We start from the raw sequence: 11,656 nt of genomic DNA, 5'->3' as shown, positions 1-11,656 counted from the left end.
GCGTAATTTGAAATTCTAAGCGGAAAATAAAGGAGAATATCATTATGAATATGTTTATAACACGTATAAATGGAATGGCATTGACTGCTACTGCCCAATATGCCCAGAAAATGGTCGCTGATATTGCACACGGGCTTGGAGTTAAAGATATGGGGATTTTCTGCTATGATTCATCAAATGAAAGTAGGGATAGCCTGAGTGCCAGATACGATGGCATCATAGCAGGGATCGCGCAGGGAGATATTGTGTTTTTTCAACATCCTACATGGCACAATTTAAAGTTTGAAGAAGGACTTATCAATCGGATTAAAGCATATGGAGGAAGAATTATAATAGTTATTCATGATGTGGAAGCTCTTATGGTTGAATCGAGTCGGTTTATGTTAGGGAGGGTAATAAAATTATTTAATTTGGCAGAGGTTCTTGTCGTACCTTCCTCTTCGATGAAAGAATTTTTATTGTCTAATGGTATAAAAGAGAATATGAAGTTTGTAATACAAGAAATTTGGGATTACACTACAAATCTTGCTTTTTCGGAAATGCCAAAACTTAAAAGAGAAATCCATTTTGTAGGGAATCCGTCTAAATTTTTATTCCTAGATCAGTGGGATTATGATATACCATTGAAATGCTATTCGGCAGAGACGTGTATAGGCCAAAAAGTGGAAAAGATAGAGAGGATGAATCCAGAGAGACTATTATGGGAGTTGGCTGATGGGGGCTTTGGGTTGGTGTGGTATGGCGATGAGGATTGGCATCAGTATATGCGGTATAATAACTCATTTAAACTCAGTAATTATTTGGCAACAGGTATTCCAGTGATTGTTCCACGGGGAATATCAAATCAGGATTTGATTGAAAAAAATCATCTTGGATTGGTTGTGAGTAGTTTGGATGAAGCGGCTGAAATGGTAAAGAATATATCGGAAATGGAGTATCAGGAGTATGTGTGGCATGTGAGACAAATGGCGGACTTAATCAGAGGCGGATATTTTACGAAGAAATTTCTAGTAGAAGCTGTCCATATGCTTTTGAGGGACGATATGGTTTGTTATTCTCCAATGAATATGGTTTATGATGTGTCGGAGTGTACGTTTGAATATGTTTGTCTTAGAGAGTCGTATCGCGATAAAATGGCTTTATCTTGGGCTTTCACAGGAAAAGCAGATGGATTTCTGATTTGCGAAGCGGATTCTGGCAATGTAATCTGCGATTTGACCAATAGGCTAGAACATTATTATCTTCTGGGAAAATGCAGGAAAGAAACAGGTTTTATTGTGAAAGCCTATATAAAATCAATAAAAGGCAAAGCAGTTGTTGCAACATCAGATGTGGCTGCATTATCAAGGCAGGAGAAAGATTTCAGGCAAGTTTCGATAAGTTTGATTATGCCGGCGTATAATTCAGCAGAATATATTGCAAGGAGCATTGATACAGCATTAGCGCAATCATTTCTGAATATGGAAGTTATTATTGTCAATGATGGAAGTACGGATGGCACACAGGAAATTATTGATTGGTATAAAGAAAAATATCCACAAGTAAAGTCTGTATATAAAGCAAATGGCGGGGTAGCCTCGGCACGAAATGTAGGAATAGAGCGTGCATGTGGAGATTATATAGGGTTTATGGACAGTGATGACATGATGCATCCAGAAATGATAGGGAAATTATATGAGACTATAGTAAAAAATAATTGTGATATTGCCATAACCTCGGCATATATGATAACAAATGAAAGATATGAAAAAATACTTGTGTATCCTTTAGAGGAAGATAGCATAGTCTCTGCAGATGAATTTCTGAAATTGTATATTAGAAACGCTTATCCTGTAGTTTGGAATAAAATATATCGAACAGAACTTGTGAAAGAGCATCTGTTTCCAACGATAGCATATGAGGACGATGCATGGACAGCGTATATTTTATCATATGCGGAGAACATTTGTTATATAGATAAGGGTTTATACGGATATGACAGAAGACATGAAACTACTTTGTCAATGAATTTATTTGCAAAACCTATGGAAGAAATATTTAATAATCACAGAAAGTTTATTATGTTTTATCTCGAACATGGTAATTCGAAAAGAAGAGATTTGTTGAAAAGCCTGGCATTAGTAGCAACAAATGCTTTTATACGAATGTATTCGTTTCCGCTATATCAAGAGCTAAAGAAAGAAATAGAACAATTCAATTTCACATAATATTTGTCAAGCCTATTTTGAAAATTTATGCAAAAAATATGAAAAAACATGGGGTAATAAAGAAAAATGAAGTAATAAAAAACGGCGGTAACTCAGGGAATATGGGGTTTCCGAGACCGCTCTATTATACTATGGAGGTGCAAAGTGTTTCTTTTTTGTAATAAATATACGGAGAATACTAGAGAATTGCAGAATACTATAAATAATGTCAAGTGCACATCAACAACAATAGTGGTATTAGAGGATGATGGCTTTTTACCAGATGAAATATTGTCACCTTATGAGTATTTTATAGTGCAGTCAAATCAGAAAACCCATGAAAAAAAAGAACTGCATTACAATTTTTTAGAAGTACCTGAATTTTGGGAAATTTGTGCAGATGGTACAAATGGCGTAATTTACGACATGGGATGTAAAAAGGCAGCGATTTATTTTAAGGAACCAATTGAAAAGAGAATTGTACAGCGTGTAGAATGGTGCATGGAAAATGGATGGATATGTAAAATTGATTTTTATAATAAATATGGAATGAGATATGCCAGTGAATTTTTAGATAAGAAGGGGAAGGTAGAATCAAAGGTTTTTTTTACAGATATAAACCAAGAGGTGATCGTAGAACAGCCTCAAAATGGAACAATTACTTTATCTAAAGATGGTAGAATGCAAGCTTTTTGTACGTCTTATGATAAATTTATGGAGCTTTTTGTCGATAAAGCAAATTTGAAGGGGGAATATGCCTTATTTATACAAAACGATGAGGAGTTTAGGCTTTTAAATACAAAGATAAAAGGAAAAAACATGTGGAAATATGTTTTGTTTCAAAATAAAGAGCTGTTGGATAAATATATAAGTATGGATGGGAAAGATGGTTATAGATTTTATGCGGTGCCAGAAATTTATCCAATAAACAGGGCTGCAGGAAAGGTGTTGATTCTAACCGCATCTGACCAAATAGAGGGGATAGAATATTTCGTTCATGAATTGCCGGAGATTATGTTCTACATTGGCGCTAATACTCAGGTTTCTGATAAACTTTATAAACTGGCGGAACAAGTAAATGTAGAAATATATCCTCAGATAAGTTCTCAGAATTTAAATGCTTTATGGGACGAATGTGATTTTTACTTTGACATCAATTACTATCGGGAAATTTATGATGCGGTTAATGTTGCACATCAGAAGAATTTATTAATCATGGGATTTGAAGATACCGTGCATGATAGGGAATTAGTGACAGAAGAGTGTATATTCTTTAAATCAGATTGTGGAGCATTGATTCGGAAAATGAAACAATTGGTAAATAACAGTGCATTAATACAGAACTTATTGTTGAAGCAGCAAAAAAAGAAGCGTGACATTTGGAATAAACTAGTAGGGTTAACAGAAAACAAGGAGGGGTGAAATGGCGATATATACGTTTAGTCTGGCAGTTGGATATAAATTGGGGGGCATGGATTATGCGCAAGGATATCGAGCGAGAATGTTAAGAGGGTTTTCTCAGCCTATTTATTATATTTTTATGGACTTGCCCGGAAGAAGAGAAGTTTGTATTTATAAAGGAATTGGAATTCCCGTAGTCCAGATGGTCAGTATACACCAGTATTTTACAGATAATCGTACATTGAATCTGGCAGTTAAAACAAAAGATAAACTGGAAGAATTGAAAAAGATATTATACTATACAACAGCAGAGTATCACGGGAAAGAAGTGTGGTTGATTAAAGAGGGTTTTGTTATTGCCTCCATTTTATTAGATGAAGAAGATGAAGATTATTTTTATGCTATTCGTTACTTTAATCATGGGAATTTGATTCGAATGGAAAACTATACGGAAGGAATTTCTTATGTGGACTATTATGTGACTGCAACATCAGAGCAGGGAGCTTATGCAAAATTAGTGAGACGTACATTTTACAACAGGGATGGCTCTAGTGCGTATGACGAGATATTTGAGGACGAGAAAGAGTGGTATGTATTCCCTGATGGCAGAGTATATACAAAACAACAATTTATAGTAGAATTTATTAAAAAATTAAATTTGTCAAAACAGGATATTGTTTTATTAGATCGTTCCGTATTGTTTGGTTTTATGCAACCGTTGTTTCAGTTTGGAAATAAAGCGCGGTTTATTGCGGTGATTCATGCAGGGCATTATTTTGAAACAGGAGAAGACCCTTCTGCATTGTATGTCAGCCAGCAAATTAAAGTTCCTGTCTCCTGCACAAATACAGCAAATTAAAATCTCAACATTTAATTATTATCTATGTCAGCGTGCAGTAAAAAACAGCACACTTTTATCTTGACCATCCTGCTCTATTCCAGTATAGTTTTTATGGAACAAAAAAGAGAAAGAACAGCCCCTCCTACAGTTCGTTCTTTCTCTCATACACCAGCATACCTGCCATATACGGGATCATGTCCCACTCATGAGGCTTTGGCATCACTGACATTTATTATGATAAGAAATAATTCCCTGTTTTGCAAGTTAATTCGTATAAAATCTTCATCAAAAAAGCTTTTTGACTCCTTCATGGACGGTTTCCGGCCTGAACTACAGACCTGCCCCTGTTGTGGGGCAAAGGGAGCTTGTTCCGTCCATGCCTATTATGAACGTTCCCTGGCTGATTTCGTTGGTGGAAAGCCTGTCTGGCACAGCCTCTGTATCCTGCGCCTTGTCTGTTCCTGCGGCCATACCCATGCCATCCTTCCGGATTTCATCATCCCTTATTCCTCCTACGGCCTTTTCTTTATCCTCCGTGTCCTGGCGGAATATTTCCTTCGGCTTGCTTCCGTAGAAAAAATCTGCGCACGCTTCTGTATTAACCAAAACCAGCTCTACCATTGGCTTTCCCTGTTCAAAAAGCAGAAGGAAGAGTGGCTGGGCCTTCTCTCTTCCAGGGAGTCCTCCGGCCTCTCTTTCCTGAAAGGCCTTTTTCGGATGCCCGCTTATTCCGGCTTTGCATCCGGTTTTGTCCGCCGCTTCTCTGTCTCCTTCCTCCAGTCCCACAGAAATCCGGCGGCTTACTGCCAACAGCAGTTCGGCCCCTGAACCGTTTCCCAGACACCACATAACACAGGGATGGTCTCCAGGCTGTTCTTCCTATATGCTGATAGAAAACAGTAAAGGAGGATTTTTTTATGCATTACAACACCAAAAACTTTTCAGACGCATCTGCTATGGCACAGTTCCGGCTCGCACTCATTGCACCGGTCATCCATGGCCTTTATCCGGATGCGTCCAGAAACGCCTATTACCAGCGGGTAACGGAAAAACCCCTCACCCTGCCTGACGGCTCTGTATTCCAGTACAGCCCCAAGACCCTCAGCAAGTGGGCCTCTCTTTACCAGAATGGCGGCATTGACGCGCTCATGCCCCGGGAACGTTCCGACAAAGGCTCCACACGCGCCTTGCCGGACACGGCCATTGAAGAGATCTACCGGCTGAAAGAGGCTTTCCCACGCTTAAACGCAACCCAGATCCACCGCCATCTTGTGGAGGAAGCTTTTATCCCCGCCTCTGTCAGCGTCTGCGCCGTCCAGCGCTTCGTGAAAAAGCATGACCTGAAGTCGGCGCGCAATCCATCTATGAGGGACAGGAAAGCTTTTGAGGAAGATGCCTTTGGGAAAATGTGGCAGGCGGATACCTGTTACCTCCCTTATATCACGGAAGGCGGGCAGCGCAGGAGGGTTTACTGCATTATGATCATTGATGACCACTCGCGTTTCCTGGTGGGCGGCGGCCTTTTTTATAACGATAACGCCTATAACTTCCAGAAAGTTTTAAAAAACGCAGTTGCCTCCCACGGCATTCCGGCGAAACTCTATGTCGACAATGGCTGCAGCTACTCAAATGAACAGCTCTCCCTGATCTGCGGCTCCATCGGCACGGTCCTCCTTCATACAAAAGTGCGGGACGGCGCCAGCAAGGCCAAGATCGAACGCCAGTTCAGGACATTCAAGGAGACCTGGCTTTATACGCTGGACATGGATTCCATCACGTCCCTGGCACAGTTCAATTCCCTCCTGCGGGACTATATCCGCACCTACAATACTTCCATGCATTCCGGCATCGGCTGTACCCCCATGGAACGTTACCAGAAGACGCGCTGTGCCATACAGATGCCAAAGTCCAGGGAATGGCTGGAGGAATGTTTCTTAAACCGCATCAACAGGAAGGTGAATAAGGATTCCACTGTCTCCATCGACAAGGTCTCCTATGACGTCCCCATGCAGTTCATCTCATCCAAAGTTGAGATCCGCTTCCTTCCCGACGATATGTCCTCTGCCTACATCCTTTATGAGGGGGAGCATTATCCCATCCGGCCGACAGATAAAAATGAAAACTGCAGGACAAAACGTAACAACACCCCTTCTATTGATTATTCAAAGATAGGAGGTGCCTGCTGATGTTCCGCACTTACTATGGGCTGGCCTTCAACCCTTTTGACAAACAGATGGCCTCTGAGAAGGACCGTTTCCTCTCGAAAGACATCTCGGAGATGCTCTCACGGCTGGACTACCTCAAGGATACCAGGGGCATCGGGCTGTTCACCGCACGCCCCGGCATGGGCAAGTCCTTCGCACTGCGCTGTTTTGCCAAAAGCCTGAACCCGAATCTTTACCACATGGAGTATCTCTGCCTCTCTACCGTCAGTGTCATGGAGTTCTACCGCCAGTTCTGTTCTACGCTTGGTATAGAACCCAAAGGCGGCAAACCCGGCATGTTCCGGGCGATCCAGGAGCAGGTCCTCTATCTCTACCGTGAAAAGAAGCAGCCCCTCCTCCTTGCCATCGATGAGGCACAGTATCTCTCTACCGGCATTCTGGAGGATATCAAGATGCTCATGAATTACGGCTATGATTCCCTCAACTGCTTTACTCTCATACTCTGTGGGGAGCCCCATCTGAACAATACGCTCAAAAAGCCCGTCCATGAGGCACTGCGGCAGCGTGTTACCGTCCACTATAACTTCTCCGGGCTCTCCGATTCGGAAGTCGGGCAGTATGTCCTCCACAAGATCGCCTGTGCTGGCGGAGCTTCCTCCATTATTGACCATGCAGCCCTGTGTGCTGTCCACAGCCACTCCCAGGGCAGTCCCAGGCTTGTTGATAACCTGATGACCAACGCGCTGACACTTGGGGCACAGATGGAAAAGAAGGTCATTGATACAGAGGTCATCCTGGCTTCCGTCAGCAGCCAGAACCTCGGCTAAGGAAGGAGGGGTACTGTTTATGGAATACACCTGTATTCTCAGGCACGGTTCACGGAAAGAATGCTGGACTGGAAAACTTACGCTGCTGCGGAAACTTCCCGGCCAGTACGAAGCAGAAATCAGCGGGAGAGGGACTTACTTCCACATCCTTGCCGGGCGGCATAAATATGGGAATTACCTGTGCATCCCCAACCATGATATCGGGTGCGAATTATCTGATTTCTCCGATATCTTCTGGAACGAAGAAAGGCTCCGCAGTCTGATGCGGAAGGTAGACGCAGTAACCGTGGCCACCGCCCTGGTGTATCTGCCTGCCCTGGCTGATAATATTTGAAAGATTACGAATTTTACATGGGCTGTGGATCCCACAATGGATTCCACAGCTCTTTGTATTTCAGAGCAGTCTCCCTGTTGCCAACAGCGTGCCGCGTTTTTGATAGAAGAATGCATTTGCAGGTTGCACTGCGCAGTCAACGGGATAAAAATCAGAAAAATAATTCGCCGTTTATGTCTCCTTCAATTTGCCGTCCAACACATTGTATTTAAATTGGCAATATTATTATTGGTTTAAATATTCAAAAATAATTGATACGATGGTAGTATCAACACAGGAACAAAAGGATGAATTGATAGAAAAACTGCAAGAATATGAATGTCATGTTCCAAATGTCGAAGTGATACCGGCAGGGGGAATTGGGCATCTACGGTATCCGGCAGGGAAAAGAAAGCCATATTCTTTAGTGTCGGTTTCACGTCTTAATCCTCAAAAGAAAGTGGATTGGATTATAAGAAGCGTAGTAAAGGCACATGAGATTAATCCGTCTATTTTACTCGACATATATGGAAGTGGTAAAAACGACTATATTTATTTTTTACAGAATATTGTATGTGAGAATCATGCGCAGGATTATATCTGTTTTAAGGGCCATATGGATGTTACGGAAATCTACAGAGACTACGAAGTATTTATTGCGGCATCAACAATGGAGACATTGGGTTTATCTGTAATGGAAGCGATAGGGTCTGGTGCTGCGGTAATTGGTCTGGATGTAAAATATGGCAATCGTTTGTTCGTACGACCTGGTCAAAATGGGTATTTGGTAGACTATAATCATGTTGGTATTGATGTTGATGAGAACAAATTAATAGATGGTATGGCAGAAAGGATTGTTGAAATCTTTGAGGATGAAGAAAGATTAGAGGAATTTCATCGTGTCTCTTATGAAATCGCAAAAAATTTTTCAACTGAAATTATAAGAGAAAAATGGGAAAAACTACTGAATTAATTTTTGCTCGTCAGTATAGAGCGCAGAACGGCATTAAGAGGAGGAACCGAAGTGATTTACAATTTCCATCACTTTTATTATTGGTTAAAAGGCGGCGTAGAATCCGGACAGGCTTACAGAGCAAAGCTTTTGCGGGAACTTGGCCTGGAAGCCAGATTTGTTTTTGCAACTACCTTCCCGGAAAATAATATCCAGCATGAAACAGAGTTTTTAGGTTTTCTGGATTCTGAGGTCATATGGCTGTATGGTTTTTTTACAGACTGCAAATTATCTCCTGTCACATATACTCTGGAACAATTGGAGGATACTTTTGACGGGTGTGATTATTCTGTTTCCAGAGAAGGTAACGTGGTAAATTACACTTTTCCGGCAATGGGCATCTATTATGTGGTGCATCTGGCGGATGGCTCAGAGGACCTTGTCCACAGGGTAGAAATCGTTTCGAATGGGTGTCTGGTCAGAAAGGATTATTATACTTACTGCCGCATTTATTCGGAATATTATGCGCCCCTTGAACATCGGGCGCACTTATACCAGAGAAGATTCTACAATGAAGATGGAACCGTGGCGTATGAAGAAATATTGGATGATGATTCTGTGTTATATAAATTTTCAGACAGAGTTCTCTATTCCCGGGAAGAACTGGTGGGCTATATGATGTCCTGCCTGAAGCTGACAGAAGACGATGTTGTCCTTATTGACGGTGAGCCGGGAATGATTGACCGTGCCGCCTTTATACAGAATGCATTTCCGGCGCGGGTTGGTTTTGTTATCCACGCGGATCATTACCTGGACAGTGATGCGGATCATGTCTTGTGGTATGGCTTTTATGAATATGCGTTTTCGCATCCTGAAAAAATCAGCTTTTATGTTACTTCTACAGAAGCACAGAGCAATCTTCTCAGGCAGCAGTTCCAGCAGTATAAAGGGGTCAGGCCGGAGATACTTACAATTCCGGTGGTAGGGCTGGACGGGTTAAAGGTTCCGAAAGCCGGCGGCAGGCGGAAACATTCTCTTATTTCCGTCGGACGCCTTGCGCCGGAGAAAAATATGGATCAGCTGATAGAGGCGGTTGTGATGGCTAAGGAGAGCGTTCCTGATCTGTCACTGGATATTTATGGTGAGGGTGCTGAAATGACGAAATTGCAAGGGCTGATTGAAAGGCGGCAGTGCAGTGAATATGTGCACCTCTGTGGTTTTCAGAAGTTGGATGAGATATATCAGACATATGATGCATATGCATCCGCATCTTTTGTGGAAACATTTGGAGTCACTCTGTTGGAAGCGGTAGGTTCAGGCCTCCCTATTGTAAGCTATGATATCCGTTATGGAGCACAGGTTTTTGTTGATGAAGGAGAGAATGGATACAAAGTTCCGTATGGGGATGTAAAAGCACTGGCACGGGGAATTGTCCGTCTGTTCACAGAAGCGGATATAGAAGCATTTCGCCGGCATTCTTATGAAAAGGCAAATGGGTATCTGACAGAGGAGGTAAAGAAGAAATGGGAAGCTTTACTTGGATAGGTGAAACCGTACTGCTGCTTGACAGATTAACGCCGGACGGCGAATATCTGTACGAATCTTTTAAGCAGGCGGGTTATGACTGCTTTGTGATGGCGCTGGAGGAGAATTATTTTCTGCCGGAGGATGTTATGTCTGTCTATGACCTGCTTCTTGGTTATGGTTCATATGAAGTGCATCCTATAAAGCCGAGATATTTTAATGAGATAGAGGTGCCCGATTATTGGAGCATCAACAAAGGAGATCTGAAATCAGGGACAATATGCTACCAGCACGAGGAAAAAGGAAGAATCCGTTATGCAGCTATAAAGAAAAAATATATTGTAGACGCAGTGGACTGGTACGACCGGAAAGGCGTTGTCCGGGTTACCGACCACTATAACCGGTATGGCGTCATCTGTGCCAGGACGGTATATAATGCCGAAGGGCAGCAGATTAATAAATCCTGGTTTTCGGCAGAAGGAAAGGAACGTATCGTAGAGAACTATATTACGGGGGATATTATATTTAATGATGGCGATATTGTAAAGTTTTTCCGCCGGAAGATGGATTTGCTGTATTATTTCTTTGAGAAAATTGATTTTGCAGGGCGAAGGATTTTTTACAATTCATTATCAACTCCGTTTTTGATTTCCAATCATTTGCCGGTTTCAGACGCGGGAAGGAAGGATATACTGTTCTGGCAGGAGCCGATAGGGGAGGGGATTCCGGGAAATATGCAGATTATCTTAAGAGGCGAAGCCGGTCGTACCGACCATATTATGGTGCAGAAAAGAGCTTCTTATGACAAATTGCAGGAGTTTGGCGCGGACAGTGCAAGAATACATAGACTGGGTTACATCCATCCGTTTAGGAAAGAAAACAACCACAAACCGGAAGCACTCATCTGTACCCATTCTGACAGGATTGAGCATTGCCGGGATATCATCCGGGCACTTCCCGGGATGCATTTCCACATTGCGGCGATTACGGAGATGTCGTCGGTGCTCATGGATTTAGGGACATATGATAATGTAAGCTTATACCCGGGAGCTTTACCGGAAATTTTTGATGAGCTTTTTGATAAATGTGATTATTATTTTGATATTAATTACAGGGAGGAAATTGTCGCGGCTGTCCGGACGGCGTTTTTATATAATCATTTGATTTTTGCTTTTGAGGAAACAGCTCATAATCGGGAGTATGTGGCGGATGCACATATCTATCCGGCAGAAGAGTTTAACAGGATGATTGCTGATGTAGAAGCGGCTATGGAAAATGTAACATTTATGGAGAGGCATTTGGATATGCAGCATAAGGAGGCTTTGGCGGAAAAGACAGAGATGTATGCCGAGTTCATGAAGGCATATGCATAATCCCGGCTATGATTATTAAGGGAAGATAATAACGCTGTAATGCTTTGAAAACATATGGGGATTCAGAAAATATA

General features: G+C 42.0%; 10 protein-coding genes. All 10 read left to right on the top strand.

Annotation, left to right across the window (positions count from 1 at the left end; translation table 11 throughout):
- Positions 1 to 44 precede the first annotated feature (44 nt).
- Positions 45 to 2,207: a glycosyltransferase gene (locus ABXS75_15560; protein XCP84461.1), complete on the top strand. Its 2,163-nt coding sequence runs from the start codon at positions 45 to 47 to the stop codon at positions 2,205 to 2,207.
- A 144-nt stretch (positions 2,208 to 2,351) separates the two neighbouring features.
- On the top strand, positions 2,352 to 3,608 hold the full coding sequence (locus ABXS75_15555) for an accessory Sec system glycosyltransferase GtfB (protein ID XCP84460.1): 1,257 nt from the start codon (positions 2,352 to 2,354) through the stop codon (positions 3,606 to 3,608).
- 1 nt (position 3,609) lies between these two features.
- On the top strand, positions 3,610 to 4,446 hold the full coding sequence (locus ABXS75_15550; GenBank protein ID XCP84459.1) for a hypothetical protein: 837 nt from the start codon (positions 3,610 to 3,612) through the stop codon (positions 4,444 to 4,446).
- Positions 4,447 to 4,470: 24 nt separating this feature from the next.
- Entirely contained in the window at positions 4,471 to 5,256 is a 786-nt protein-coding gene (locus tag ABXS75_15545) for a DUF6431 domain-containing protein (protein ID XCP84458.1), read from the top strand.
- Positions 5,257 to 5,345: 89 nt separating this feature from the next.
- Positions 5,346 to 6,614 (top strand): DDE-type integrase/transposase/recombinase, encoded by a 1,269-nt coding sequence (locus ABXS75_15540; GenBank protein XCP84457.1) that lies wholly within the window; start codon positions 5,346 to 5,348, stop codon positions 6,612 to 6,614.
- A complete protein-coding gene (locus ABXS75_15535; protein ID XCP84456.1) occupies positions 6,614 to 7,420 on the top strand; it encodes an AAA family ATPase in 807 nt (268 codons plus the stop codon). The genes ABXS75_15540 and ABXS75_15535 overlap by 1 nt, the downstream gene beginning before the upstream one ends.
- 19 nt (positions 7,421 to 7,439) lie before the next feature.
- Positions 7,440 to 7,754 (top strand): DUF6618 family protein, encoded by a 315-nt coding sequence (locus ABXS75_15530; protein XCP84455.1) that lies wholly within the window; start codon positions 7,440 to 7,442, stop codon positions 7,752 to 7,754.
- A gap of 259 nt (positions 7,755 to 8,013) precedes the next feature.
- Positions 8,014 to 8,706 carry a glycosyltransferase gene (locus ABXS75_15525; protein XCP84454.1) on the top strand — a complete coding sequence of 231 codons (693 nt, stop codon included), beginning with the start codon at positions 8,014 to 8,016 and terminating at the stop codon, positions 8,704 to 8,706.
- 51 nt (positions 8,707 to 8,757) lie between these two features.
- Positions 8,758 to 10,230, top strand: a complete 1,473-nt coding sequence (locus tag ABXS75_15520; protein XCP84453.1) for a glycosyltransferase — start codon at positions 8,758 to 8,760, stop codon at positions 10,228 to 10,230.
- Positions 10,209 to 11,582: an accessory Sec system glycosylation chaperone GtfB gene (gtfB, locus tag ABXS75_15515; GenBank protein ID XCP84452.1), complete on the top strand. Its 1,374-nt coding sequence runs from the start codon at positions 10,209 to 10,211 to the stop codon at positions 11,580 to 11,582. Before ABXS75_15520 ends, gtfB begins: the two co-directional genes overlap by 22 nt.
- The last annotated feature ends 74 nt before the right edge of the window (positions 11,583 to 11,656 follow it).

Source organism: Roseburia hominis (assembly GCA_040702975.1).
In the GTDB taxonomy this organism is placed as follows: domain Bacteria; phylum Bacillota; class Clostridia; order Lachnospirales; family Lachnospiraceae; genus Allocoprococcus; species Allocoprococcus hominis_A.
This window is presented reverse-complemented; position numbering and strand designations above follow the sequence as displayed.

What these genes read in the sequence shown, in the direction of transcription:
- ABXS75_15560 (XCP84461.1), top strand. Translation starts at nt 45, where the DNA reads ATGAATATGTTTATAACACGTATAAATGGAATGGCATTGACTGCTACT.
- ABXS75_15550 (XCP84459.1), top strand. Translation starts at nt 3,610, where the DNA reads ATGGCGATATATACGTTTAGTCTGGCAGTTGGATATAAATTGGGGGGC.
- ABXS75_15545 (XCP84458.1), top strand. Translation starts at nt 4,471, where the DNA reads ATGTCAGCGTGCAGTAAAAAACAGCACACTTTTATCTTGACCATCCTG.
- ABXS75_15540 (XCP84457.1), top strand. Translation starts at nt 5,346, where the DNA reads ATGCATTACAACACCAAAAACTTTTCAGACGCATCTGCTATGGCACAG.
- ABXS75_15535 (XCP84456.1), top strand. Translation starts at nt 6,614, where the DNA reads ATGTTCCGCACTTACTATGGGCTGGCCTTCAACCCTTTTGACAAACAG.
- ABXS75_15530 (XCP84455.1), top strand. Translation starts at nt 7,440, where the DNA reads ATGGAATACACCTGTATTCTCAGGCACGGTTCACGGAAAGAATGCTGG.
- ABXS75_15525 (XCP84454.1), top strand. Translation starts at nt 8,014, where the DNA reads ATGGTAGTATCAACACAGGAACAAAAGGATGAATTGATAGAAAAACTG.
- gtfB (XCP84452.1), top strand. Translation starts at nt 10,209, where the DNA reads ATGGGAAGCTTTACTTGGATAGGTGAAACCGTACTGCTGCTTGACAGA.